The sequence below is a fragment of the Pseudogulbenkiania sp. NH8B genome (assembly GCF_000283535.1).
In the GTDB taxonomy this organism is placed as follows: Bacteria; Pseudomonadota; Gammaproteobacteria; order Burkholderiales; family Chromobacteriaceae; genus Pseudogulbenkiania; species Pseudogulbenkiania ferrooxidans.
The window spans coordinates 593,760-618,396 of the sequence record NC_016002.1; the positions used below are offsets into that span (position 1 = coordinate 593,760).

The 24,637-nt window shown below is 62.7% G+C and carries 31 protein-coding genes and 1 tRNA gene; 25 read left to right on the forward strand and 7 right to left on the reverse strand.

Features of this window, described 5'->3' with window-relative positions:
- The first annotated feature begins 15 nt into the window (after window positions 1-15).
- The 12 genes from NH8B_RS02835 to NH8B_RS20235 all read left to right on the forward strand — a co-directional run bounded on the left by NH8B_RS02835 (window position 16) and on the right by NH8B_RS20235 (window position 5,594).
- Complete coding sequence (locus tag NH8B_RS02835; RefSeq protein WP_014085939.1) at window positions 16-246, forward strand: hypothetical protein; 231 nt, start codon at window positions 16-18, stop codon at window positions 244-246.
- Complete coding sequence (locus tag NH8B_RS02840; protein WP_014085940.1) at window positions 243-1,025, forward strand: 3'-5' exonuclease; 783 nt, start codon at window positions 243-245, stop codon at window positions 1,023-1,025. The genes NH8B_RS02835 and NH8B_RS02840 overlap by 4 nt, the downstream gene beginning before the upstream one ends.
- An 11-nt stretch (window positions 1,026-1,036) precedes the next feature.
- Window positions 1,037-1,399, forward strand: a complete 363-nt coding sequence (locus NH8B_RS02845; RefSeq protein ID WP_014085941.1) for a hypothetical protein — start codon at window positions 1,037-1,039, stop codon at window positions 1,397-1,399.
- A complete protein-coding gene (locus tag NH8B_RS02850) occupies window positions 1,396-1,605 on the forward strand; it encodes a hypothetical protein (protein ID WP_014085942.1) in 210 nt (69 codons plus the stop codon). Before NH8B_RS02845 ends, NH8B_RS02850 begins: the two co-directional genes overlap by 4 nt.
- Window positions 1,602-1,859, forward strand: coding sequence for a pyocin activator PrtN family protein (locus tag NH8B_RS02855; RefSeq protein WP_014085943.1), 258 nt, complete (start codon window positions 1,602-1,604; stop codon window positions 1,857-1,859). The genes NH8B_RS02850 and NH8B_RS02855 overlap by 4 nt, the downstream gene beginning before the upstream one ends.
- Window positions 1,860-1,947: 88 nt before the next feature.
- Window positions 1,948-2,553, forward strand: coding sequence for a DUF1566 domain-containing protein (locus NH8B_RS02860; RefSeq protein WP_014085944.1), 606 nt, complete (start codon window positions 1,948-1,950; stop codon window positions 2,551-2,553).
- A 61-nt stretch (window positions 2,554-2,614) separates the two neighbouring features.
- Window positions 2,615-3,214 carry a DUF1566 domain-containing protein gene (locus NH8B_RS02865; protein ID WP_014085945.1) on the forward strand — a complete coding sequence of 200 codons (600 nt, stop codon included), beginning with the start codon at window positions 2,615-2,617 and terminating at the stop codon, window positions 3,212-3,214.
- Between the two features lie 46 nt (window positions 3,215-3,260).
- Entirely contained in the window at window positions 3,261-3,770 is a 510-nt protein-coding gene (locus tag NH8B_RS21105; RefSeq protein ID WP_014085946.1) for a four helix bundle protein, read from the forward strand.
- The gene (locus NH8B_RS21020; protein ID WP_014085947.1) at window positions 3,767-3,925 is read left to right on the forward strand and encodes a hypothetical protein; all 159 of its coding nucleotides are present in this window, start codon (window positions 3,767-3,769) and stop codon (window positions 3,923-3,925) included. The genes NH8B_RS21105 and NH8B_RS21020 overlap by 4 nt, the downstream gene beginning before the upstream one ends.
- Window positions 3,922-4,542 (forward strand): hypothetical protein, encoded by a 621-nt coding sequence (locus NH8B_RS02875; RefSeq protein ID WP_014085948.1) that lies wholly within the window; start codon window positions 3,922-3,924, stop codon window positions 4,540-4,542. The genes NH8B_RS21020 and NH8B_RS02875 overlap by 4 nt, the downstream gene beginning before the upstream one ends.
- Window positions 4,539-4,910 carry a hypothetical protein gene (locus tag NH8B_RS20705; protein ID WP_148282932.1) on the forward strand — a complete coding sequence of 124 codons (372 nt, stop codon included), beginning with the start codon at window positions 4,539-4,541 and terminating at the stop codon, window positions 4,908-4,910. The genes NH8B_RS02875 and NH8B_RS20705 overlap by 4 nt, the downstream gene beginning before the upstream one ends.
- 288 nt (window positions 4,911-5,198) lie before the next feature.
- Window positions 5,199-5,594, forward strand: a complete 396-nt coding sequence (locus tag NH8B_RS20235; protein ID WP_014085950.1) for a helix-turn-helix transcriptional regulator — start codon at window positions 5,199-5,201, stop codon at window positions 5,592-5,594.
- A 31-nt stretch (window positions 5,595-5,625) separates the two neighbouring features.
- Here NH8B_RS20235 and NH8B_RS02885 read toward each other — a convergent pair whose 3' ends face one another.
- Window positions 5,626-6,987 (reverse strand): tyrosine-type recombinase/integrase, encoded by a 1,362-nt coding sequence (locus NH8B_RS02885; protein ID WP_232503517.1) that lies wholly within the window; start codon window positions 6,985-6,987, stop codon window positions 5,626-5,628.
- Between the two features lie 259 nt (window positions 6,988-7,246).
- Between NH8B_RS02885 and dusA the strand changes: the two genes are divergently transcribed.
- From dusA to NH8B_RS02910, 5 genes are all read left to right on the forward strand, one after another.
- A complete protein-coding gene (gene dusA, locus NH8B_RS02890; RefSeq protein ID WP_041702806.1) occupies window positions 7,247-8,188 on the forward strand; it encodes a tRNA dihydrouridine(20/20a) synthase DusA in 942 nt (313 codons plus the stop codon).
- Window positions 8,189-8,437: 249 nt separating this feature from the next.
- Window positions 8,438-9,031 carry an RdgB/HAM1 family non-canonical purine NTP pyrophosphatase gene (rdgB, locus tag NH8B_RS02895; protein ID WP_014085953.1) on the forward strand — a complete coding sequence of 198 codons (594 nt, stop codon included), beginning with the start codon at window positions 8,438-8,440 and terminating at the stop codon, window positions 9,029-9,031.
- Between the two features lie 106 nt (window positions 9,032-9,137).
- Window positions 9,138-10,328, forward strand: a complete 1,191-nt coding sequence (gene hemW, locus NH8B_RS02900; RefSeq protein WP_014085954.1) for a radical SAM family heme chaperone HemW — start codon at window positions 9,138-9,140, stop codon at window positions 10,326-10,328.
- 2 nt (window positions 10,329-10,330) lie between these two features.
- Entirely contained in the window at window positions 10,331-10,714 is a 384-nt protein-coding gene (locus NH8B_RS02905; RefSeq protein WP_008953463.1) for a RidA family protein, read from the forward strand.
- Window positions 10,715-10,854: 140 nt separating this feature from the next.
- Window positions 10,855-11,490, forward strand: coding sequence for a LysE family translocator (locus NH8B_RS02910; protein ID WP_014085955.1), 636 nt, complete (start codon window positions 10,855-10,857; stop codon window positions 11,488-11,490).
- 57 nt (window positions 11,491-11,547) lie between these two features.
- Here the strand turns inward: NH8B_RS02910 and sstT are convergent, their stop codons facing one another.
- Window positions 11,548-12,798: a serine/threonine transporter SstT gene (gene sstT, locus NH8B_RS02915; RefSeq protein ID WP_014085956.1), complete on the reverse strand. Its 1,251-nt coding sequence runs from the start codon at window positions 12,796-12,798 to the stop codon at window positions 11,548-11,550.
- 337 nt (window positions 12,799-13,135) lie between these two features.
- Here sstT and NH8B_RS02920 point away from each other — a divergent pair, with 337 nt between their 5' ends.
- From NH8B_RS02920 to recG, 3 genes are all read left to right on the forward strand, one after another.
- Window positions 13,136-13,981 carry a PhzF family phenazine biosynthesis protein gene (locus NH8B_RS02920; protein ID WP_014085957.1) on the forward strand — a complete coding sequence of 282 codons (846 nt, stop codon included), beginning with the start codon at window positions 13,136-13,138 and terminating at the stop codon, window positions 13,979-13,981.
- Between the two features lie 82 nt (window positions 13,982-14,063).
- Window positions 14,064-14,498, forward strand: coding sequence for a DUF2147 domain-containing protein (locus tag NH8B_RS02925; protein ID WP_014085958.1), 435 nt, complete (start codon window positions 14,064-14,066; stop codon window positions 14,496-14,498).
- Window positions 14,499-14,770: 272 nt separating this feature from the next.
- The gene (recG, locus tag NH8B_RS02930) at window positions 14,771-16,819 is read left to right on the forward strand and encodes an ATP-dependent DNA helicase RecG (RefSeq protein ID WP_014085959.1); all 2,049 of its coding nucleotides are present in this window, start codon (window positions 14,771-14,773) and stop codon (window positions 16,817-16,819) included.
- Between the two features lie 46 nt (window positions 16,820-16,865).
- Here the strand turns inward: recG and NH8B_RS02935 are convergent, their stop codons facing one another.
- The 5 genes from NH8B_RS02935 to pstS form a co-directional block, all read right to left on the reverse strand.
- A complete protein-coding gene (locus tag NH8B_RS02935) occupies window positions 16,866-18,326 on the reverse strand; it encodes an inorganic phosphate transporter (protein WP_014085960.1) in 1,461 nt (486 codons plus the stop codon).
- A 216-nt stretch (window positions 18,327-18,542) separates the two neighbouring features.
- A complete protein-coding gene (gene pstB, locus NH8B_RS02940) occupies window positions 18,543-19,307 on the reverse strand; it encodes a phosphate ABC transporter ATP-binding protein PstB (RefSeq protein WP_008953457.1) in 765 nt (254 codons plus the stop codon).
- A 12-nt stretch (window positions 19,308-19,319) separates the two neighbouring features.
- Window positions 19,320-20,168: a phosphate ABC transporter permease PstA gene (pstA, locus tag NH8B_RS02945; RefSeq protein WP_051002140.1), complete on the reverse strand. Its 849-nt coding sequence runs from the start codon at window positions 20,166-20,168 to the stop codon at window positions 19,320-19,322.
- A gap of 77 nt (window positions 20,169-20,245) precedes the next feature.
- Entirely contained in the window at window positions 20,246-21,208 is a 963-nt protein-coding gene (pstC, locus tag NH8B_RS02950; RefSeq protein WP_008953455.1) for a phosphate ABC transporter permease subunit PstC, read from the reverse strand.
- Between the two features lie 120 nt (window positions 21,209-21,328).
- A complete protein-coding gene (gene pstS, locus NH8B_RS02955) occupies window positions 21,329-22,369 on the reverse strand; it encodes a phosphate ABC transporter substrate-binding protein PstS (RefSeq protein WP_008953454.1) in 1,041 nt (346 codons plus the stop codon).
- Window positions 22,370-22,525: 156 nt separating this feature from the next.
- Here pstS and tpiA point away from each other — a divergent pair, with 156 nt between their 5' ends.
- The 5 genes from tpiA to NH8B_RS02980 all read left to right on the forward strand — a co-directional run bounded on the left by tpiA (window position 22,526) and on the right by NH8B_RS02980 (window position 24,631).
- Window positions 22,526-23,272 (forward strand): triose-phosphate isomerase, encoded by a 747-nt coding sequence (tpiA, locus tag NH8B_RS02960; protein WP_083844232.1) that lies wholly within the window; start codon window positions 22,526-22,528, stop codon window positions 23,270-23,272.
- A gap of 1 nt (window position 23,273) precedes the next feature.
- Entirely contained in the window at window positions 23,274-23,618 is a 345-nt protein-coding gene (gene secG / locus NH8B_RS02965) for a preprotein translocase subunit SecG (RefSeq protein WP_014085963.1), read from the forward strand.
- 14 nt (window positions 23,619-23,632) lie between these two features.
- Window positions 23,633-23,717, forward strand: a tRNA-Leu gene (locus tag NH8B_RS02970).
- 90 nt (window positions 23,718-23,807) lie between these two features.
- On the forward strand, window positions 23,808-24,164 hold the full coding sequence (locus NH8B_RS02975) for an NADH-quinone oxidoreductase subunit A (protein WP_008953452.1): 357 nt from the start codon (window positions 23,808-23,810) through the stop codon (window positions 24,162-24,164).
- On the forward strand, window positions 24,155-24,631 hold the full coding sequence (locus NH8B_RS02980; protein WP_008953451.1) for a NuoB/complex I 20 kDa subunit family protein: 477 nt from the start codon (window positions 24,155-24,157) through the stop codon (window positions 24,629-24,631). The genes NH8B_RS02975 and NH8B_RS02980 overlap by 10 nt, the downstream gene beginning before the upstream one ends.
- The last annotated feature ends 6 nt before the right edge of the window (window positions 24,632-24,637 follow it).

Here is a 24,637-nt window from a genome sequence, read left to right on the forward strand (position 1 = left end):
CCACCGGAGACAACCATGAAACTTGAATTTTTCGATTGGGAGTGCGGCCACCACCAGGAAACGCCCGAACCCATCGAAGGCATCAGCGAAGAACAGGCAGAGGCCATTCTGCGCGCCATCAGCCACGCCATTTCCCAGCCGGGCGGCGCCCGGGCACGGCTCATCGACGGCGATGTCGCCAAGGAATACTACCTGACGGACGACTACGTCTCCCCGCACAGCTTTTGGAAGAGGGTCGAAGAATGAAACCCACCCGCCACATCATCGCTGATCTCGAAACGATGGATACCCTGCCATCCGCCGTCATCCTGACCGCCGGCCTGATCGCGGTCGAGATCACCGACACCGGCCTGACCGTGCTCTCGCGCTGGTATCGCCGCTTGCAGTGGGACACCGGCCACCGTCAGCCGGGCCGTACCGTCAGCCAGGACACCGTCGACTGGTGGCTGAATCAATCCGATGAGGCTTTCATTCAGGCCTTCGAGGATGACGGCCACCGCCTGCCGATCTGGCTGGCCATGCAATCGCTGTCCGCCTGGCTGAAGCTCCACCCGTACCCCATCCGGGGCAACGGCAGCGACTTCGACAACGCCATCCTGCAGCACGCCTTCCAGCAACACGGCCTGCGCTGGCCGTACTGGCAGAACCGCTGCCTGCGCTCCCTCAAGGGCGACGTGACCCAGCTCAACCCGGACCTCAAGCTGCCGGAGTGGCCGGAGCACCTCACCAAGCACGTCGCTATCGACGACGCCGAATACGAGGCCCACGTGCTGGCGGTGCTGCTGCGCGAGATGGAAAGACCAGGTGCCGAACGCCGAGCCAGGGTGACTGCTGCCGTGAAGGGCATGGAAATTGGCATGGCAGCCATGCTCTCTGCTGTTCATCAAATGTTCAGGTCGCGACCGGCGGCACCGCCTTGGCTTTCCCACCAACTGAACGCCATCCGGGAGGCCAAAAACCGCTCCGACGCCTTGCGCCTAGCCACGCTTGGCCGAGAGAACAACCCATCGCCGCTCAATCTGTAAGGACCACCGCCATGACCAAGACAACCTACTGGCTCTCCAACATCACGCTCGACCTCGCTGTCGCCGCGATGATCCTCACCGCCGCCACCGGCAACACGTTGGCCGAAGCCGTGCTCGGCGGGCTCGTCTGGCTCGTCATCCTCGGCCACGCTGTGGTCGCCATCGGTGGCGACAAAACCATGGCCACGGCCACCAGCCGCCCGGCCGGCTACTGGCTCTACCACATCGCATCCGAAACCGCCCTGATCAGCGGCCTCTGGCTGATCGGCTTCCAGATCACGGCCCTGTGCTACCTGGTCGCCCTCGCTGGCTTCGAACTGGCCCTGCGCCGCGAACCGCGCACCGGAAACGAACAGAGCGGAGTGGCGGCGTGACCGACTTCTACGACCTCGGCCACCAGCACGCCTACGCCGGCCAGCAACCCGCCGAAGAGCACCGCGACCAGCCGTACTACATGCACGGCTACAACAACGGCCGCAGCGACTACAACCGTTACCGCGATCTGCTCGACGAAGGCCATCCCCGCCACCAGGCGCTGGTCATGGCCGGCATGCGCGACCCAGTGGAGGGCGAGGTATGAGCCGCACCGCCTTCCTGCTCATGGCCCAGTACGAAAAGCCGCTGATCCCGCTCGAGTCGGCCGCCGCCGACTTCCTGGGCATCAGCGCCAGACTGGCCAAAGAACGCGCCGCCGCCGGAACGCTCCCGTTCCCGACCATGCGCCTGGCCGACAGCCAAAAAGCCCCGCGCCTCGTCCACGTCGACGATCTGGCGAAGTGGATCGACGAAACCCGCGAAGACGCACGCAAGCAATGGGAGCGGAGTCAGGTGTGACTTAGCCCTCCCGCACGCTTAACCATTTTGACAACGAACACCCAAGGCGGCAGAGCCGCAAGCACCTTCAAACTCAGGAGTACATAGCATGGACATGAAAGTAACCACCCCGACCGTCATTGGCACCGCCTTCGAAGGCGGGTTCTACGCCGGCCGCTTCCGCATCGGCGCCCAGGAATTCGCGCTGATCGTCGCACCCAAGGCCGACGGCGAGACCACCGGCAAGTGGGGCGAGTACGGCGCAGACATCGAAGGGGCGCGCAGCTGCTTCGACGGGCTCGCCAACACTCAAGCGATGGCCGCGGCCGGCAGCGATCTGGCCAAGTGGGCGCTTGGCCTGAACATCGGCGGCTACACCGACTGGTACCTGCCCAGCCGCGACGAGTTGGAAATCCCGTACCGCAACCTGAAGCCGACCGACGACGAGAACTACTGCTCGTTCCGCGACGGCGACAACGCCTCCAGCATCCCGCCGGGCTACCCCTACACCGAACAGAGCCCGGCACAGACCGCCGTAGAGGCATTCCAACAAGGGCAGCCGGAAGCCTTCGAGGCCTGCTGGCACTGGAGCAGCACGCAGTACTCGCCCTACTACGCCTGGTTCCAGGGCTTCGTCGGTGGCCTCCAGGGCGACTGCCACAAGGACGGCCAGGGCCGTGCGCGAGCCGTCCGCAAGATTCCCGTCAGCAATTAATCCATTCATCCATTTAGCCGGGCGCGCAGCGCTCGGCCATTAACACCTCACGGAGGCAACCATGCAGCAAGCAACCATCTCTCTGCCCCTGGGCAAAGCCACCCTGACCGTCCCGGCCGAGGAGGCGACGCGCATCCTGATCGACAGCTTCGTGCAGGCCAAGGTCCCCATTCCAGCCGTACAGAAAACCCCGCGCATCGGCGAATACTGGCCGGGCCAGGGCGGCGTCTATGCCGGTCTGATGCGCGGAGAGAACGGAGGCCCCGACTATCACCTGATCGTGGCCAGGGGCGATGAAGGCTTCGCCAAGGAAATCGCCTGGGGCGGCTACGAGCAGGACGAGCCGGCCGCCAAGAGCGAATGGGACGGCCTGGCCAACACGCAGGCGCTGGCCGGCTCCGGGCGTGACCACCCGGCCGCAGAGTGGGCGGCGGGGCTGGAGATCGACGGCCACGGCGACTGGTATCTGCCCGCCCGCCGCGAGGCTGCGCTGTGCTACGCCAACGTATCGGAGCTGTTCGAGAAGGCCTGGCACTGGACCAGCACGCAGTACTCGCCCGACTACGCCTGGTACCAGGACTTCGACGATGGTGGCCAGTACGGCGGCCGCAAGGTCATCCAGACCCGTGCGCGAGCCGTCCGCAGAACTTCAGCCATTTAACCCTTTAACCCTTTAAGCGCGGGCGCAGCCCGCGCTCGAATTCAGCATGGCTCTGCATACACAACTCCCGATCTACAAGGTCACCTACGATCTGCTAGCGCTGATCACGAAACTGACAGCCAGCATGCCAAGGGACTTCAAGCGCTCGCTGGGCGACGACCTTCGGAACGAGTGCGTCAGGCTCTCGATCCTGGTCTATCGCGCCAACTCGGCACGCAACAAGGTGCCGCACCTGGCGGAGCTGCTCGAGCGGCTGCACGTTCACATCAACCCGCGCAAAACCATTCTGCAGCCGGTGGCGCGTGGCATCGACTTCGTAGGCCAGGTCATCAAGCCATGGTCACACACCACGCGCCGCCGCAGCTACCGACAGGCTATCGAGCGCGGCGCCCACCTGGACGGCGATGCGCTGTTCGAAACGGCAAACAGCTACTTCGGCCTGCTCGGCCAAGCCACCCACAGCCACCACGACCGTGCCCGACTGGCCAATGTACTGCGCCGGCGGGGTTATTCGATCAATCACAACATGACCAAGACGTTCAGGAGGGGCGTATGAAGATTATTCCACTGCAAACTGAGAAACAACGGCGCGAGCAAAAACAGTACGCGGGTCAGGTGCTGAAAGCATTCGACGACCTGAAACACGTCGACACCCGCGATGAGAAAGACCGAAAGGCGGAAGTAGAGCGCAAGGCGAGGGAGGCACTGTGAGCCAAGCGAAAGAGAGACCGATCCTATTCAGCGCGCCGATGGTGCGCGCCCTTCTGGCCGGACAGAAGACGCAGACGAGGTTCATCGTCAAGCCACAGCCAGATCATCGCACCACAAAAGTGAGCATTCACCGCGACCAATGGATGGGCAATGGCCCATCTGGCAACGGAGTCGGCACAGCACAATGGGACCCATGGCGCAAATCGCCATTTGCCGTCGGCGACCGGCTGTGGGTGCGGCAGACATGGCACATCCCCGGCATCTTTAACGCACCGACCGCATGTACATTCGCACGCAGTTTAGTCCGACACGCCCTAGATAACGACAACAAAGGTGCTAGCCAGTACCAACGCGCCATGCTCATGCCACGCTGGGCAAGCCGCATCCTGCTGGAAATCGTCGATGTGCGCGCGGAGCGTCTGCAGGATATTCGCGAGGCAGACGCGCTGGCCGAGGGTGTGAAGCATTGCGAAAGCGAGCTTGATACTGGCGGCAACTGGTACGCACCAGAGGAGCTGTACTCGATGCTTTGGACGAAGATCAATGGCTGGGGCGCCAGTGGATGGAATGCCAACCCCTGGGTGTGGGTGGTCGAGTTTCGGAGGATAGAAGGATGAGACCGATAGATATCACAGGCCAACGCTTCGGCCAACTGGTTGCTGTGGCGTTTGTTCGATCTGCCGCACAGGGCACGAAAAAGCGCCAGTTCTGGCTGTTCCGCTGCGATTGTGGCAATGAGCGGGAAATGCAGAAGGGTGCGGTGACGGGAGGTAAGGTGGTTTCTTGTGGCTGCCACCGCCGAGCCAGCTTCACGACCATGTGCGAGAGCCGGAGACAGGCAATTCAACAGGCCAAAATCACCCCAACAACCCGACCGGCCAGCCTGGCCTTGGAACAACTTGCGAATCGGGCGATCGTGCCGCAATCACTGCGGGCGCTTCCATCCAGAATGATCCAGGCACGGCATGTGTCCGGAAATCAATAGAAAGAGATCGACATGATTCCGTTAGGCCGTTTTGGACCCGACAACAAGCGTCCACGGCAGGTTGATATCGGCCGCCAGCACCGAGCCGGACTGAAGCAGAAAGAAGGAGGTGCGAGATGTGGATCCTAATAGTATCCGTTGTGAGCGGATGGCACGGCACGCTGTTGCATGACGTGTCCAAACCAATGACTCAGATTGAGTGTGCAACAGCACAGTCGAACGCGAAAGTTCAGCGCCCCGCCGATTCTGACGCGACCGTTCTTATCTACTGCAAGAAGGTATAACGAAATGAATAATTTACGCATCATTCGCCTAAAAGAAGTGATGGAATTAACCGGGCTGTCGAAAACAACCATTTACGAGCAAATGCGCACCGGCAACTTCCCCGCCGGCAGAAAGATTGGCACCCGAGCGGTTGGGTGGCCTTCAACAGAAATAGAACAGTGGCTGCAGGCCAGAGGCGGGGAATGCAGCTCGATAGAATTTCTGTTTCAGACCGGGAGGATGCAATGGAAGCAAGCCACAGCCAGAACGCTTGAAGACCTGTACTGGGAAATCGACTCAGCTGGGCATGATCCATTTGATGTCCCTATACTGTTCCTGACGTCTAGCCATCCAATGCGATTTGCTGGGAGCGCCCTTAAGAGTAGCGATAGAGGCCCTCTTCGCCTCACCGCAATTTAAGCCCAAGCCTGCCCGCTACCTGCGGGCTTTTTCACGAACCCACTCCGGCCAGCACATTAATCAATGCGTTTCCGTACTCGTTGCGCCCGTTCACCATCCCCAGCTTGCCGGTCTTGGCCCGGTGCCGCACCTTGTTCACCGTCGTCGGCTCCGGCAGCCAATCACGCACGGCACCGTCACTGACCACCTGGTACAACGTGCCGGCCTCCTCGAACAGCACGAAAGCACCGTGCCCGTCGTGGCTCGCTGCGAACAGCACCCGGCCACCGTCCAGATCCTCGGCATCCAATCCATAATCGGCCAGCACATCGGCCTCGCAGTGCCAGCGTCCGACGAACACGCCAGCGCCAGAGACGGGAATCTCCGGCAGCGCCACCGGCGGGGCAGGGCGGGGCGGCTGCTTGTCGTGCAGAGACTCCGGCTTGAGCTGGGTGTAGCGCTTCAGGTTGTTCCACGACTGGTGGCCGGTGACCAGCGCCACCTCCTGAATGCTGTAACCCTGCTCGAACAGCCGGCTGGCACCCTCGTGGCGCAAGTCGTGGAACCGCAGATCGATCACGCCCATCGCCTTGCACCCTCGCTCGAATGCGGCCGACACCGAATCCATGTTGTACGGAAAAATGCGGGCCTCTGTTCGAGGCTGGCGCGCGACGATCTCCCACGCCTCGCCCAGCAGCGGCACCTCCTGGTCATTGGTCAGCTTGTTCGACGGGCTCTTCCGCTGGCGGATCATTACCGTGCGGCGCTGCTCGTTCAGGTCGGCCCACTCGATCCGGCCAATCTCGCCCAAGCGCATCGCGCTGGCGATCGCGAAGCGCACGATATCGCGGTGGGGAATGCTGGCATTGTGGCCGGCCTCACGGCTGGCCAGCCAACCCAGCAACAGCTCCAGCTCTTCCTCCGTTGGCCGCCGGCTACGGCTGCGGCTCTTGCCGGTCAGCCCCAGCTTGCGCACCGGAGCCGAGGCGGCATCGACCGGCGCCACCGACACCGGCAGATGCCAGGCGCGCGCGGCGTGGTCCAGCATCGTGCGGAGGTAGATCACATCCTGCTGCACGGTCGCGGGGCCGGCACCAGCGGCAGCCCGCACCTTGCAGTGCTCCACCACGTCGGCGCTGGTCAGGTTGATCGCGGCAATCTCGGAGATCGACGAGCGCAGCAGCAGGTCGAGCACATAGCCCTTGCTGCGCCCCAGGCGGCCTGCCTCGGTCAGTTCGTCGCGGTACCTCTCCAGCAGCTCGCCGATCGTCACCTTCCCCAACTTGTGCCGCTCGATGAAGCCCGGTTCGGCCGACTGCACCTCGATCCGCTTGGCCCAGCTCTCGGCGGCATCCCGGGTCGGGAAGCTGCGTGATTTGGAGAACACCACCTTGCCGTCCTGTTTGACGCGCACTTGGGCCGAGTAGGATAATTCTCCGTTTCTTTTCCGATACTTAGTGATGGTTGCCACGTTTTTCGCCGCCAGTGCTAAAAAGTCGGAAACGCGGTGCTAAACCGCATTTTTCTGCACATATTTTAGCACTGAATAGTCAAAATCGTAGTGAAATCATGGTGAAATGATGTTTGAATCAAACGCCCAAACCAAGTCGGAAGCCTTGAAAAATCAAGGTTGCAGGGCGAAATTACCGAGTAGGCGGCTTTCCGTGGCACCGATGCTGGACTGGACCGACCGCCACTACCGCTTCTTCGCCCGCCAGATCACCCGGCACACCTGGCTCTATACCGAGATGGTCACCACCGGGGCGCTGCTGTACGGCGACGTGGCGCGCCATTTGCGCTATCACGAGTGCGAGCACCCGGTAGCGCTGCAACTGGGTGGATCGGAGCCGGACGAGCTGGCACGCTGCGCTAGGTTGGCCGAAGAATGGGGCTACGACGAAGTCAACCTCAACGTCGGCTGTCCCTCGGAACGGGTGCAGAAGGGCGCGTTCGGCGCTTGCCTGATGGCCGAGCCGCAACTGGTGGCCGACTGCGTCAAGTCGATGCGCGATGCGGTGGGCATCGACGTCACCGTCAAGCACCGTATCGGCATCGACGCGGTGGAAGACTACGGCTACGTGCGCGACTTCGTCGGCCACATCGTCGAGGCCGGTTGCGCCACCTTCATCGTGCATGCCCGCAATGCCATCCTCAAGGGCTTGTCGCCCAAGGAAAACCGCGAAATCCCGCCGCTGAAATACGACTACGTCTACCGTCTCAAGCGTGATTTTCCCGACGTCGAAATCCTGCTCAACGGCGGGGTGAAGAGCAACGACGAGATCGCCGGTCACTTGCAGCATGTGGACGGCGTGATGGTGGGGCGCGAGGCCTACCACAACCCCTGGCTGATGGCGGACTGGGACGCGCGTTTCTACGATGACGCCCACACTGAGGCCAGCCGCGACGCCGTGGTCGAGGTGATGCTGCCGTATATCGAGCAGCGTCTGGCCGAGCCCGGCACCCAGCTGCGCCACGTCGCGCGCCATATCCTTGGTCTCTACCAGGGACTGCCGGGTGCCCGCGCCTGGCGCCGCATGCTGTCCGACGCCGCCTTGCTCAAGGGGGCCGACGCCGGCCTGCTACTGGCGGCGCGCGACGCGACCCGCCGCGACTGAAGCATGGCGAGCGGCAAGCGGCCGGCGGGGCTCCCTCGTCCCTCCGACCGTTATTTTTGCATCAGGGCTATGTCGCTTCTATCTTGTTTTTCTTGGCGTAAATTACCATTTATTAACAAATACGCAGCAATAATTTCTAATTATTAGGAATTTTTCTGCTGAATTGACTGTTCCTGATTTTTCTCTTCCGATGCGCGCGTATCTATGGCTAAATCGCAGCCGGTAGCAGGTTTCACTCCAGGAGAACGCATGTTCGACCGTATCGTGCTGGCGAGCAACAACGCCGGCAAATTGAAAGAATTTTCCGCCTTGTTCGCCGAACTCGGCGTTGCCGTGCATCCGCAAGGCGAGTTCGACGTGCCGGAGTGCCCGGAACCGCACCACACCTTTCTGGAGAACGCACTGGAGAAGGCGCGCCACGCCAGCCGCATCACCGGCCTGCCGGCGCTGGCCGACGATTCCGGCATCTGCGTCGAGGCGCTGGCCGGCGCCCCCGGCGTGCAGTCGGCACGCTTCGCCGGCGAACCGAAATCGGACGCGCGCAACAACGCGCTGCTGCTGGAAAAGCTGGCCGGCGAGGCCAACCGCCGCGCTTGGTATTACTGCGTGCTGGTGCTGGTGCGTCACGCCGACGACCCGCAGCCCATCGTCGCCGACGGCGTCTGGTACGGCGAGGTGATCGACAGCGCGCGTGGCGAGGGCGGTTTCGGCTACGATCCGTACTTCCTGCTGCCCGGCTACGGTCGCACCGCCGCCGAACTCGACGCCGCCGAGAAAAACCGCGTCAGCCACCGCGGCCAGGCTGTGCAGGCGCTGATGGCCAAGCTCAAGGCGCTGGCATGAGCCAGGCGAATGACAAAATGGTAAGCCGCAACGCACTGGAAGCGAGATCGCGAAACCGAGCGAGCCGAGACGAGACAGTACGAGAAGTACGGCGAGGGGCCGCGCAGTGACGGTGACAAAGATATCGCTTTCAGGGCTGAGCGGATTACGCGAACTGCCGCCGCTGTCGCTGTACCTCCACTTCCCTTGGTGTGTGCGGAAGTGCCCGTACTGCGACTTCAACTCGCACGAGGCCAAGAACGGCTTCGACGAGGACGCCTACGTCGCGGCGCTGCTCGCCGATCTCGAAAGTGCCTTGCCGGCGGTGTGGGGGAGGCCGGTACACACCATCTTCATGGGCGGCGGCACCCCGAGCCTGTTCTCGGCGCGGGCGATGGACACGCTGCTGGCCGGCATCCGCGCCCGCGTGCGGCTCTATCCGGATGCCGAGATCACCATGGAAGCCAACCCCGGCACCTTTGAATCGGACAAGTTCAAGGGCTTCCGCGAGGCTGGCATCAACCGCCTGTCGATCGGCATCCAGAGCTTCGACCCGGCGCACCTCAAGGCGCTCGGACGCATCCACGACGGTGACGAGGCGCGACGCGCGGTCGATATCGCGCTGACGCACTTCGACAACGTCAACCTCGACCTGATGTACGCGCTGCCCGGCCAGACCCTGGAGCAGGCTCTGACGGATATGGGCACTGCATTGTCGTTTGGCGTCACGCATATTTCCGCGTATCACCTCACCATCGAACCCAACACGCTGTTCGCGCGCTACCTGCCGCCCAAGCTGCCGGACGACGAACTGTCGGCCGACATGCAGGAGGCGCTGGAAGCGCGCCTGGCCGAGGCCGGCTTTGGCCATTACGAAACCTCGGCCTTCGCACGGCCCGGCCGCGAGTGCCGCCACAACCTGAACTACTGGCAGTTCGGCGACTACCTCGGCATCGGCGCCGGGGCGCACTCCAAGATCAGCGCCCACGACAGCATCGTGCGCGAGATGCGCTACAAGCAGCCGGCGGCCTACCTCAAGGCGGTGGCCGAGGGCCGGCCGACGCAGAGCCGCGAGCGCATCGCCCGCGCCGACCTGCCGTTCGAATTCATGATGAATTTGCTGCGCCTGACCGACGGCTTCGAGCTGCGCCTGTTCGCCGAGCGCACCGGCCTGCCGCTGACGCACATCCAGCGCGAACTGGCCGAGGCCGAGGCACAGGGGCTGATCGAACGCGACCTGACCACGCTCAAGCCGACGCTGAAAGGCCAGCGTTTCCTCAACGACCTGTTAACCCTGTTTCTGAAAGAAGGAGAATAAGCATGGCAAAAGAAATCATCCACACCGACAACGCCCCGGCCGCCATCGGCGCCTACTCGCAGGCCGTCAAGGCCGGCAACACCGTGTACCTGTCGGGCCAGATTCCGCTCGACCCGGCCACCATGACCGTGGTGGAAGGCGGTTTCGCCGCCGAGGCCCACCAGGTGTTCAAGAACCTCAAGGCCGTGTGCGAAGCCGCCGGCGGCTCGCTCGATCAGATCGTCAAGCTCAACGCCTACCTGACCGACCTGTCCAACTTCGCCGTGTTCAACGAAGTAATGGGTCAGTACATGAGCCAGCCGTTCCCGGCGCGCGCCGCCATCGGCGTGGCCAGCCTGCCCAAGGGTGTGCAGGTGGAAGCCGACGCGGTGCTGGTGCTGGAATAAACACTTCCCGCATCGCGCACAAAAGCGGCCTTTGGGCCGCTTTTTGTTTTGCTCGCTGGAATACAGTGTTCAACTCTCGGTAATGGGCTGTCGGGCCGCATCGTGTTAATTTGCAGTACAGATCACCATAGGACATCGACATGATTGGCATCGAAACATTGGGGTTGTTCTTGCTGAGTGTGACGCTGCTGTTGCTGTCTCCGGGGCCGAATATGGCGTTCTTGCTGTCGTACAGCACCTTGCAGGGTGCTCGTGCCGGTTATGCCGTGGCGCTGGGTATTCTGCTGGCGGATGTCGTGCTGACGCTGCTCACGGCAGGCGGGGTGACGGCGATGTTGATGGCCTGGCCGCCGCTGTTCGACGCGCTGCGTCTGGCCGGTGCGGCTTACCTGCTGTGGTTGGCCTGGAAAGCCTGGCGCAGCGGCGGTCTGATGGCCCTGGCAATCCAGCCCAAACGGCGCGAGAGCGAGATCTTGCGCATGGCCATGTTCAACAGCCTGCTCAATCCCAAGGCGCTACTGTTTTTCATGGTGTTCTTGCCGCAGTTCGTGAATGCGTCGCAGGGCCATGTCGGCTGGCAGCTATGCCAGCTGGGGGCAGTGCTGACGCTGTCGGCCTTTCTCTTTCATGCCCTGTTGGGCCGTATGGCAGCATCGGTCAGTGGCTGGCTGACACGCCAGCCGGGCTTTGCGGTATGGCAGGGGAGGGTATTGGCCATCGTGCTGCTGGGCCTGGCCGCACGCTTGCTGTTGTTGCAACGCCCTGCACAGGGTTAGCCGCCATACAAAAAACCCCCTGCTGACAACAGGGGGTTTGTTCATGGTGCGGGGAGATCAAGCTTCGTTGCTGGCCAGCTCCGGCTCCGTGCCCACCACATCGCCGGCGGCCAGGCAGGCCGCCGCGGTGAACAGTACGTCGGTGGAGCTGTTGAGCGCGGTCTCGGCGGAGTCCTGCACCACGCCGATGATGAAGCCGACTGCCACTACTTGCATCGCCACGTCGTTGCTGATGCCGAACAGGCTGCACGCCATCGGAATCAGCAGCAGCGAGCCGCCGGCCACGCCGGAAGCGCCGCAGGCGGCGACGGTCGACACCACCGACAGCAGCAGCGCGGTGGGAAGGTCGACATGGATGCCCAGCGTGTGCACCGCCGCCAGGCTCAGCACCGAGATGGTGATCGCCGCGCCGGCCATGTTGATGGTGGCACCCAGCGGAATCGATACCGAGTAGGTGTCTTCATTCAGGCCCAGCTTCTTGCACAGGTTCATGTTGACCGGGATGTTGGCCGCCGAGCTGCGCGTGAAGAACGCGGTCACGCCGCTTTCGCGCAGGCAGGTGAACACGAGCGGGAACGGGTTGCGGCGCAGGGTCAGCGCCACGATCACCGGGTTCACCACCAGCGCGATGAACAGCATCGAGCCCACCAGCACCAGCAGCAGCTGGCTGTAGCCCAGCAGCGCGCCAAAACCGGTGGTGGCGATGGTGTCGGACACCAGGCCGAATACGCCGACCGGGGCGAAGCGGATGATGATCTGCACGATGCGCGATACCGCGTCGGCGACTTCGTTCAGCATCTGCTTGGTACTGTCGCTGGCATGGTTCAGCGTCATGCCCAGCGCTACCGCCCAGGCCAGGATGCCGATGTAGTTGGCGCTGGCGATGGCGTTGATCGGGTTGTCGACGATCTGAAACACCAGGTTGTTGATCACCTGGGCGATCCCGCCCGGCGGCGTGGTGCCGGTGGCCGCCGCCGCCAGGGTCAGCTGGGTCGGAAACAGGAAGCTCGCCATCACGCCGGTCAACGCGGCCAGGAAGGTGCCGACCAGATACAGCGTCAGCACCGGGCGCATATTGGTCTGCACCCCCTGCTTCTTGCTGGCGATGGCGCTGGCCACCAGCACGAAGACCAGCAGCGGGGCGATGGCCTTCAGCGCCTTGACGAACAGGCTGCCGAGGAAGGTAACGGATTTGGCCGCTTCCGGCGCAGTCATGGCGAGCGCCATGCCGGCCAGCATGCCGAGCAGAATCTGCAGCACGATGCTGCCGTTCATGATCCGGCTGAAGATGGAAGATTTCTGCTGCATAAGGTCCCTGTCGCAGATCGTGGGTTGGCAAGGGCGGACAGGATGCCGGCAGCGCTTTTGGAGCTGATGCATGACAGTCCGCTGATCGATGGCTTTCGGCTTTTAAGTAGTGAAAGGTGTGTGTTTTACGACGATAAAGCAATGGAAAACAAGCGCATCAGCGGATGATCATAACAAATTTCACTGATGAGAAAAAATGCAGCATCCGCTGTGTGAGTGGCCGCGCGGTAGCGCGTCATGACGCCGGCGCAGAACAGACTGTTTGGCGGCGTCATCTGTCGTGAGGCGAGGGGCTATGGCCTAATCAAGCATTTTCATTGCCTGCCGAGGAGTCGCGATGCGCCTGTTCCCCTTCCAGCTTGTCAACGTGTTCGCCGAAAGCCACTTCGGCGGCAACCCGCTGGCGGTCTTCACCGATGCCGAAGGGCTCGACGATGCGGCCATGCAGGCCATCGCGCGCCAGTTCAACCTGTCGGAAACGGTGTTTTTGTTCCCCTCCAGTAAGGCGGCGGCACGCCTGCGCATCTTCACCCCAAGCTACGAAATGCCGTTCGCCGGCCACCCCACGCTCGGCAGCGCCGCGGTGCTGCATCGGCTGGGGCGGGCCGGCGACGACTTCGTGCTGCAAACCGAGGCCGGACCGATCCCGCTGACGCAGCGCGATGGCGTGTTCACGCTGCAGGCCAACGCCGCCACGGCGCGCCCGTCCGGACTCGGCTTGGCGGACACCGCCGAGATGCTCGGGTTGGCCGAAGCCGACATCGTCGCCGCACCGGAATGGCTCGACAACGGCACGGAGCAGCTGCTGGTGCGTCTCGCCAGCCGTGAGGCGGTATTGGCGGCACGCCCCGACCCCCAGTTGTTCATGCAGCGTGCCACGCTCCAGCCCGGGCGCCGCGTTGCCTACCTGTGGCACGAGAGCGACAACGTCGCCACGGTGCGGCTGTTCTTCGAGCAGCACGGCGCGGTGATCGAGGATCCAGGCACCGGTTCGGCCTGTGCCAACCTGGGCGGCTGGTGCGCGCTGAACGGGCGCCATCCGCTGGCCTGGCGCATCGAGCAGGGGCATGCCATCGACCGCCTCAACGTGCTGCAACTGTCGGTCGATACGGCGGGCCGCGTGAGGGTGGGCGGCCGTGTCATTTTTGTCGCGTCCGGGGTGTTCGAGCTACCCGATTCTTGACGCTGGCCCGGTGCACGGGCATCCTCGAGTCACGGCTCCAAACCAACGTTTAAATAGTGGGCTGACACGAGGAGAAAACACCATGAAAAACGCGACAAGAGCAACCCTGCTGGCCCTGGCCTGCGCGCTGCTGACACCGGCGGCCTGGGCGCAAAGCGCCGCCGGCACCTGGAAGACCATCGACGACGAAACCAAGCAGGCCAAGGCGTTGGTGCAGATCAGCGAGGGCGCCGACGGCCAGCTCTCCGGCCGGATCGTCAAGCTGTTCAACAAGCCGGACGCCGTGTGCGAGAAGTGCGACGGCGCCAACAAGGGCAAGCCAATCAACGGCCTGACCATCGTCTGGGGCCTGAAGAAGGACGGTGAAGTCTGGAACGGCGGCGAGATACTCGATCCCAAGTCGGGCAAGGTCTACAGCGCCAAGATGAAACTGGTGGACGGCGGCAGCAAGCTGGAGGTGCGCGGTTTCCTCGGCGTGTCGCTGCTGGGGCGCACCCAGGTGTGGGAACGCCAGTAAGCGCATGACATCCGGCGGCTGGGCCTTCGCCGCTTGAGAGCCGGCGGAGTGCGTGCGACTTTATCGCGGAGATTTGCACGCAGCAATTCGCCCCGCGATGCGGAATCCTCATGTACTCCGTTTACATCCCGGTTCCTGTGCTTCGGCCGCACTCCACCTGCCTCGGCTCGCTCCGCCTGCCGGGGTTAAATCCAGCAGCAGCCAGACCCTCCCGAGGCGGATGACACCGCAGTGTCTTCCGCCTTTTTGTTTTTCGGTACAATCGGCCGGTGATGAGCACCTTTCCCGATATCGCCAGCCAGCCGCCCGCCGTGGCGCCCGCTACCGCCAAGCGGCTGGAGAAGCTGGGCATTCGCCGCCGGTTCGATCTCGTCCTGCATCTGCCGCTGCGCTACGAGGACGAGACGCACCTCTACCCGATCGCCCAGGCACCGTATGGCCAGGCGGTGCTGGTGGAGGGCGAGGTGGTGGCGCACGAAGTACAGTACCGCCCGCGCAAGCAGCTCCTGGTGCAGCTCGAGGACAAGAGCGGCACGCTGATGCTGCGCTTCATCCATTTCTATCCCAATCATCTCAAGCAGCTGGCGCAAGGCCAGCGTGTGCGCGCGCTGGGCGAGGTGCGGCGCGGTTTTCGCGGCGACGAGATGGTGCATCCGAAGATTCGCGAGGTGCTGGAGGGCGATCCGCTGGCCGACAGCCTCACGCCGGTCTACCCCACCGTCAACGGCCTGACCCAGCCGGTGCTGCGCCGGCTGATCCATGCCGAACTGAAGGCGCAGAGCCTGAGCGACACCCTGCCGGAGGCGGTGCGCGAGCAACACCGGCTGCTGCCGTTCGCCGACTGCATCCGCCTGCTGCACGCGCCGACGCCGGAATACTCCGCCACCCAGCTTGCCGACCCGGCCTTGCCGGCCTGGCAGCGCCTCAAGTTCGACGAACTGCTGGCGCAGCAGCTGTCGATGCGGCTGGCGTACCGGGCGCGGCGGCGCGGCAAGGCGCCGGTGATCGCCGGCGACGGCCGGCTGCGCGCCGCGCTGTCCGCCGGCCTGCCGTTCGCGCTGACCGCGGCGCAGCAGAAGGTGTTGGGCGAGATCAGCGCCGATCTGGCGCAGCCCCACCCCATGCACCGTCTGCTGCAGGGCGACGTCGGCAGCGGCAAGACCGTGGTCGCGGCGCTGAGCGCGCTGGCGGCGATCGAGGCTGGCTTTCAGGTCGCGCTGATGGCGCCGACCGAGATCCTGGCCGAGCAGCACTACCTCAAGCTGGCCGCCTGGCTGGCGCCGCTCGGCATCGAGGTGGCCTGGCTCAGCGGCTCGCTGCGCAAGAAGCAGAAGGGCGCGGCGCTGGAGCAGGTCGCCAGCGGTCAGGCGCGGCTGGTGATCGGCACCCATGCGTTGTTCCAGGACGAGGTGGTGTTCGACAATCTGGGCCTGTCCATCGTCGACGAGCAACACCGCTTCGGCGTCGGCCAGCGCCTGGCGCTGCAGGGCAAGGGTGGCGAGCCGCACCAGCTGATGATGTCGGCCACGCCGATCCCGCGCACCCTGGCGATGAGCTTCTACGCCGACCTCGACGTCTCGGTGATCGACGAATTGCCGCCGGGGCGCACCCCGATCGTCACCAAGCTGATCAACAGCGCGCGTCGCGACGAGGTGGTGACCTACGTCGACCGCACCTGCAGCGGCGGCCAGCAGGCCTACTGGGTGTGCCCGCTGATCGAGGAATCGGAAACGCTGCAGCTGCAGACCGCGGTCGACACCCACGCCCAGTTGGCCGAAGACCTGCCGCAATGGGGTGTCGGCCTGGTGCACGGCCGCATGAAACCGGCAGAAAAGGCGGCGGTGATGGCGGCGTTTGCCGCCAACGAGCTGCAGGTGCTGGTGGCTACTACGGTGATCGAGGTCGGCGTCGACGTGCCCAACGCCAGCCTGATGGTGATCGAGCACGCCGAACGCATGGGCTTGGCGCAACTGCACCAGCTGCGCGGCCGCGTCGGACGCGGCGCCGCCAAGAGCGCCTGCGTGCTGATGTTCGATACCCCGCTGTCGGAACTGGCCAAGGCGCGGCTCAAGGTGATCTACGAGAACACCGACGGTTTCGAGATCGCGCGCCAGGACCTCAACATCCGCGGGCCCGGCGAATTCCTCGGCGCGCGCCAGAGCGGCCTGCCGATGCTGCGCTTCGCCGACCTGGAGCAGGATATCGAACTGCTGGAAGCGGCCAAGCAGCTGGCCCCCGAACTGCTCAAACGTTGGCCGAACGAAGCCGCGGCCCATCTCACGCGTTGGCTGGCCGGGCGCGAACACTTCCTCAAGGCATGAAAAAAGGGCCGCTTATAGCGGCCCTGGTCTTGTCCTGCGGCAACGCTCAGACGAACAGATGCACGCCCAGGTAGTAGAAGCCGATCGACAGCCCGATGCATACCGGCAGCGTCAGAACCCACGCCATCAGGATGCTTTTCAGCGTCGACAGCTGCAGGCCGGAACGGCCTACCACCATGGTGCCCGCCACCGCGCTCGACAGCACGTGGGTGGTCGAGGCCGGGGCCCCCACCAAGCTGGCCAGGCCGATCGCCACGCCGGTGACGATCTGCGCCGACATCCCCTGCGAATAGGTCATGTCCTTCTTGCCGATCTTCTCGCCCACGGTCAGCGCGACGCGCTTCCAGCCCACCATGGTACCGATGCCCATGGCCAGCGCCACTGCAGCGATCACCCACATCGGGGCGTACTCGGTGGTGACCGTCAGGTCGCGCTGGATGCCCTTGAGCTGTTTCTTCTCGACGTCGCCGATGCTGGCGATCTTGGCGATCTTCTTGGCGCTGTCGGCCAGGCAGATCAGCTGGGTACGGATGGTCCAGCGCTGGCTTTCCGGCAACTGCTGGAAGCTACGGGCCTCGCCGATCGCCGACAGCAGCGTGCCGGCGTACTGTTGCGTGGCCGCCGGGCTGCAGCTGAACGCCTGCGTCGGCTTGGCGGAGGCCGGGTACTGCGCCACGATTGCCGCTTCGTTGCGCTGGTACAGCTCCTTGAGCTGCAGCGCGGCGATCTTGGTGTGTTCTATCTGGATCGGGTCGCTGTCCAGGTTAACCACGAACTGCGCCGGCACGATGCCGATCAGCACCAGCATCACCAGGCCGACGCCCTTCTGACCATCGTTCGAGCCGTGCGAGAAGCTCAGCCCCATCGACGACACGATCAGCATGAAGCGCGCCCAGAACGGCGGATGCTTGCGGCCTTCGATCTGCTGGCGCTGGAACGGGCTCTTGTGGATGTTGCTGCGCGGCCACCAGTTCATCAGCAGGTAGAGCAGCAGGCCGGCCAGGCCGGCGCCGAACAGCGGCGAAAACAGCAGCGACATGCCGACGTCGATCGCCTTGCCCCAATTGATGCCGGTGCTGACGTCGGTGCCGTTGATCAGCGAGTTGCCGATGCCGATGCCGAGGATCGAGCCGATCAGGGTGTGCGAACTGGAGGAGGGGATGCCGAAATACCAGGTGCCGAGGTTCCAGATGATGGCCGAGGCCAGCAGCGAGAACACCATCACCATGCCGCGGTTCGAGTTGACCGCCACCAGCAGGTCCACCGGCAACAGGTTGACGATGGCGTAGGCCACGGCCAGACCGCCGGTGAGCACCCCGAGGAAGTTGAAGATGCCCGACAGCATGACTGCCGCCTGCGGTTTCATCGACTGGGTATAGATCACCGTCGCCACGGCGTTGGCGGTGTCATGGAAGCCATTGATGAATTCGAAGGCCAGAACGAAGCCCAGTGACAGGATCAGGGTCAGGGCCACATGGGTTTCCAGCCCTGAAAAGATGTCCAGCATGATAAGTTTCAATAAGATGAAAGAAGGGCGGAATTGTTGGCTTTGGCCGTGGGAACGTCAAGTTTTTCACGCCGGGTGTGGCAATGGAGGCCGGGTGCGCCACGCCAACTTGACGGCGGCAAATCCAGCATTCTGTCATAGTCTCGCCACGGGGCATCCCCAAAGCAAAACGCCCCTGCAGGCAGGGGCGTGGCAAATGGCGTGAGGTAACGGCAATCAGCCGAACTTGCCGGTGATGTAATCCTCGGTCGCCTTCTTCTTCGGCGTGGTGAAGATCGCATCGGTATCGCCGAACTCGACCATTTCGCCCAGGTACATGTAGGCGGTGTAGTCGGATACCCGCGCCGCCTGCTGCATGTTGTGGGTCACGATGGCGATGGTGTAGTCCTCTTTCAGTTCGTGGATCAGCTCTTCGATGTGGGCGGTCGAGATCGGGTCCAGCGCCGAGGTCGGCTCGTCGAGCAGCAGCACTTCCGGACGCGAAGCCACGGCACGGGCGATGCACAGGCGCTGTTGCTGGCCGCCGGACAGCGAGTTGCCCGACTGCTTCAGCTTGTCCTTCACCTCGTTCCACAGCGCCGCCTTGCGCAGCGCCCATTCCACGCGATCGTCCATCTCCGCCTTCGACAGCTTCTCGTACAGCTTCACGCCGAAGGTGATGTTGTCGTAGATCGACATCGGGAACGGCGTCGGCTTCTGGAACACCATGCCGACCTTGGCGCGCAGCAGGTTGATGTCGACGTCGCGGCCGAGGATGTTGTGGCCGTCGAGCAGGATCTCGCCTTCCGCGTTCAGCCCGGGGTAGAGCTGGAACATGCGGTTGAAGGTGCGCAGCAGGGTCGATTTGCCGCAGCCCGAGGGGCCGATGAAGGCGGTCACCTTGCGCGAGGCGATGTCGAGGTTGATGCCCTTCAGGGCGTGAAACTTGCCGTAGTAAAAGTTCAGATTCTTGACCTGAAGCTTGATGTTGTTTTCAGCCATGTCCGTCAAGCCTTAATGCGATTGGGTTTTCTGACTGCCCATCCAGCGGGCAACGATGTTCAGCGCCAGCACGCTGAAGGTGATCAGCAGCGACCCGGCCCAGGCCAGGGTGTGCCAGTCCGCGTAGGGGCTCATGGCAAACTGGAAGATCACGATCGGCAGGTTGGCCATCGGCTGGTTCATATTGCTGTTCCAGAACTGGTTGTTCAGCGCGGTGAACAACAGCGGCGCGGTCTCGCCGGAAATGCGCGCCACCGCCAGCAGGATGCCGGTCAGCACTCCGGCCTTGGCCGAGCGCAGCGTCACGTACAGCGTTACCTTCCACTGCGGTGCCCCCAGGGCCGCCGCGGCTTCGCGCAGGCTGCCCGGCACCAGCCGCAGCATGTTCTCGGTGGTGCGCACCACCACCGGGATCACCAGGATCGACAAGGCCAGCGCCCCGGCCCAGCCGGAGAAATGGCCGACGCTGACCACATACATCTCGTAGATGAACAGGCCGATCACGATCGACGGTGCCGACAGCAGGATGTCGTTGATGAAACGGGTCGCCGGCGCCAGCCAGCCACGTTGGCCGAACTCCGCCAGGTAGATGCCGGCCAGGATGCCGATCGGGGTGCCGATCAGGGTGCCGAACAGCGTCATCAGCAGGCTGCCGTAGATGGCGTTGGCCAGGCCGCCGACACTGCCCGGGGGGGGCGTGCTGCGGCTGAACACGTCCAGCGACAGTCCGCCCAGGCCCTGGTCGATCAGGGTCCACAGGATCCAGAACAGCCAGAACAGGCCAAACACCATCGCCATCATCGACGCCCCCATGTTGACGGCGTTGATGAGGCGGCGGCGGCGGTAAATCGATGGATCCATGGCAAAGCGCCCAGTCTGTCCCGGGCTCTCGGTCGCAGGGGACGGGATGGCCGCAGGGATATGTGTACGATCATTCATTATGATGCCTTCCCTTCCTGTTTTTTCAGGCGCAGCAGCAGCATCTTGGAGCAGGCCAGCACGACGAAGGTGATGAAGAACAGAATCAGGCCGAGTTGAATCAGCGAGGACATGTACAGTTCGCCGCTCGCCTCGGCAAATTCGTTGGCCAGCGACGAGGCAATCGAGTTGCCCGGCTCGAACAGGCCGGTGGCGAAATTCGACGAGTTGCCGATCACGAAGGTCACCGCCATGGTTTCCCCCAGGGCGCGGCCGAGTCCCAGCATGATGCCGCCGACCACGCCGGTCTTGGTGTAGGGCAGCACCACGTAACGCACCACCTCCCAGGTGGTGGAGCCCAGACCGTACGCCGATTCCTTGAGCAGGGTCGGCACGACTTCGAAGACGTCGCGCATCACCGAGGCGATGAACGGAATGATCATGATCGCCAGGATCAGCCCGGCGGTGAAGATGCCGATACCCATCGGCGCGCCCTGGAACAGGAAACCGATCAGCGGCAGCTCGCCCAGGTTGTCGATCAGCATCGGCTGCACGTGGTCGGCGAACAGCGGGGCGAACACGAACAAGCCCCACATGCCGTAGATGATGGACGGAATGCCTGCCAACAGCTCCACGGCAATCCCCAGCGGGCGCTTGAGCCAGGTCGGGCACAGTTCGGTGAGGAACAGGGCAATGCCGAAGCTGACGGGCACGCCGATCAACAGGGCGATCAGCGAGGTGGCCAGGGTGCCGTAAATCGGCACCAGCGCGCCGAACTTCTGGGATACCGGGTCCCAGTCGCTGGTCATGAAGAACTGCCAGCCGAAGGCCTTGATGCTGGGCAGGGCGCCAATGACGAGAGAAATCAGGATGCCGACCAGCAGCGCCAGAACCAGGAACGCGAACATTCGCGTGACGTTCCGGAACAGCTTGTCGAGCATCATCTGACGGTTCATCCGCTGCTCGTTATTGTACTTTTCCATGTATGGCTCTATGTATTTCGATCCAGACAAAAAGCCGGGGAGAGTCGTCTCCCCGGCCTGATCGCCCGGCGTTGGCAGGGCGTAACCCCCATTGTGCCAGCCGCCGTCTGATATGGCGATTTACTTCCAGATGGCCTTGCCGCTGTTGTCGGTGATCTGCTTCCAGCTGTCGCGGATGGTGGCCTTGACGTTGGCCGGCATCGGAATGTAATCCAGATCCAGCGCGGTCTTGTCGCCGTTCTTGTACGCCCAGTCGAAGAACTTCAGCGCTTCGCTACCCTGTACCGGCTTGTCCTGTTTCTTGTGCATCAGGATGAAGGTGGCACCGGAGATCGGCCAGCTGGTCTTGCCCGGCTGGTTGGTCAGGATCAGGTAGAAGCCCGGGGCGTTCTTCCAGTCGGCGTTGCCGGCAGAGGCCTTGAAGCTCTCCTCGCTCGGGGCAACATAGGCGCCAGCCTGGTTCTGCAGCTGGCCGTAGGACAGCTTGTTCTGCTTGGCGTAGGCGTACTCGACGTAGCCGATGGCACCCTTGATACGGGTTACGTAGTTGGCCACGCCCTCGTTACCCTTGCCGCCCACACCGGTCGGCCAGTTCACGGCGGTGTTGGAACCCACCTTGCCGGCCCAGTCGCTGGACACCTTGGACAGGTAGTTGGTGAAGATGAAGGTGGTGCCGGAGCCGTCCGAACGGCGCACCACGGTGATCTTCTGATCCGGCAGCTTCACGCCCGGGTTCAGGCTGGCGATGGCCGGGTCGTTCCACTTGCTGACCTTGCCCATGAATATCTCAGCCAGCAGCGCGCCAGTGAACTTGACCTGGCCTGCAGCCACGCCCGGCAGGTTGTACACCGGCACCACGCCACCGATCACGGTCGGGAACTGGGTCAGGTCCGACTTGGCCAGTTCTTCCGGCTTCAACGGCATGTCGGAAGCACCGAAATCAACGGTCTTCGACTGGATCTGCTTGATGCCGCCGCCCGAACCGATCGACTGGTAGTTCATGCTGTTGTTGCTGGCCGCCTTGTAGGCTTCGGCCCATTTTGCATACAGCGGGTAAGGGAAGGTAGCGCCGGCACCGGTAATGTCTGCGGCGAAAGCCGTTCCGGACACAACGGCCCCCGTCAGAACCAACGAGGCGGCCAGGCGAATGGACTGTTTCATGCTTACTCCGTGTGAGCGACACAGTTGACGATGGACGCATCCTAGTCCTCGTATTTTGCAGAAATATTACAAGTTGTCTTTTGGGCGCTGCCGGTAGGCGATTTGACGCTCCTTAGATCGGGGATATAATGCGCGTCGAAATAATATGGGGGTGTTATGGCTGATAAGTTGGTGATTGGAAACTGGAAAATGCATGGGCGCCATGCGTTCAACGCGCAATTGGTGGCGCAATTGTTGGCGTCGGAGTCGGTCAACCGTTCCGGCGTCGCCATCGCGGTTCCCACTCCCTACCTGGTGTCGGTCGAATCCTTGCTTGGCGGGCAGGGCCTGGTGCTGGCGGCCCAGGACGTCAGTCGCTTCGCCGAAGACGGTGCCTTTACCGGAGAAAGCTCGGCCAACATGCTGGCTGACGTTGGCTGCCGCTACGTGTTGGTAGGCCATTCCGAGCGCCGTCAGTATCTTGGTGAAGGCAGTGAGGCGCTGAGTCTGAAGCTGCGCAACGCCATCGCGGCCGGCCTCACTCCGGTATATTGCGTTGGCGAGACTCTGGCTGAGCGCGAAGCGGATCGTCATCTCGCCGTAATCCGCGAGCAGTTGTCGGTGCTCGACGGCGTCGACGGCGGGCCGGTGGTGGTGGCCTATGAGCCGGTATGGGCGATCGGTACGGGCAAGGTGGCCAGTCTCGAGCAGATCGACGAAATCCACCGTGAAATAAAGGCCGAATGCTTGCGCCGGCTCAAGGGCTCTGCTAATATTCGCGTCCTCTACGGCGGCAGCGTCAAAGCAGACAATGCGATGGCAATCCTGTCTCTCGATAATGTTGACGGGGCGCTGGTAGGGGGTGCATCCCTGGTTCCAGAGTCGTTTTCGATGATTTGCCAAACCGCTAGAAAATTGATATAGTATGGAAATTCTAAAAACGCTCGTTTGGGTAATTAATATCATATCCGCAGTAACAATTATTGTTCTTGTCCTGATGCAGCACGGCAAGGGTGCGGATATGGGGGCGGCGTTCGGCGCAGGTTCGTCCGGTAGTTTGTTTGGAGCCTCTGGTTCGGCAAACTTCCTGAGTCGCACCACTGCTGTTGCAGCTATTGTGTTTTTCTCGACCTGTCTCGCCTTGGTCAAGCTCTCTGCTGGTCCCTCTAGTGAGCTGGGTGTGATGGGTGGGCAAGTTGAAAAAGTAGTGCCGCAACTCCCGGGCGGTGCCGCGAATCAGAAGCCTGCCGGATCGAAGATACCGGAATAAAAGTTTAGTTATGTGCCGACATGGTGAAATTGGTAGACACGCTATCTTGAGGGGGTAGTGGCGAAAGCTGTGTGAGTTCGAGTCTCACTGTCGGCACCACCGTAAAAAACAGGCCACCGGGATTCCGGTGGCCTGTTTTATTTCGAGCCAAGGAGGGTCATACCTCCTTTTTTTGGGGGTATACGGGAAATGCTGCAAAATTACTTTCCCATTCTGTTGTTCGTCATAGTAGGGCTCTTGGTTGGTGTCGGCCCCATCCTATTGGGGTGGCTGGTTGCTCCTAATCGTCCTGATCCTGAAAAACTCTCTCCTTACGAGTGCGGCTTCGAGGCCTTTGAAGACGCGCGCATGAAGTTCGACGTGCGTTATTACCTCGTAGCCATCCTCTTCATTTTGTTCGATCTCGAAATCACCTTCCTGTTTCCTTGGGCCGTCGTGCTGAAGGAACTCGGTGCGTTCGGTTTTGGTGTCATGGTGGAGTTCATTGCGGTTCTGACGCTCGGCTTCGTCTACATGTGGAAAAAGGGAGCCCTGGAATGGGAGTAGAAGGCATTCTCGAAAAAGGTTTCATCACCACTACCGCTGATAAGCTTATCAACTATACGCGTACCGGTTCGCTGTGGCCGATGACCTTTGGTCTTGCCTGTTGTGCGGTGGAAATGATGCATGCGGGTGCGGCCCGTTATGACCTTGACCGCTTCGGCGTGGTGTTCCGCCCGAGTCCGCGCCAGTCTGACCTGATGATCGTGGCCGGTACGCTGTGCAACAAGATGGCCCCCGCCCTGCGCAAGGTGTACGACCAGATGGCCGAGCCGCGCTGGGTTATTTCGATGGGCTCCTGTGCCAACGGCGGTGGCTACTACCACTACTCGTACTCCGTGGTGCGGGGCTGCGACCGAATCGTTCCTGTTGATGTCTACGTGCCGGGCTGTCCGCCGACTGCCGAAGCGCTGCTGTACGGCATCATCCAGCTGCAGAACAAGATCAAACGTACTAACACCATTGCCCGCTAAGGTAGA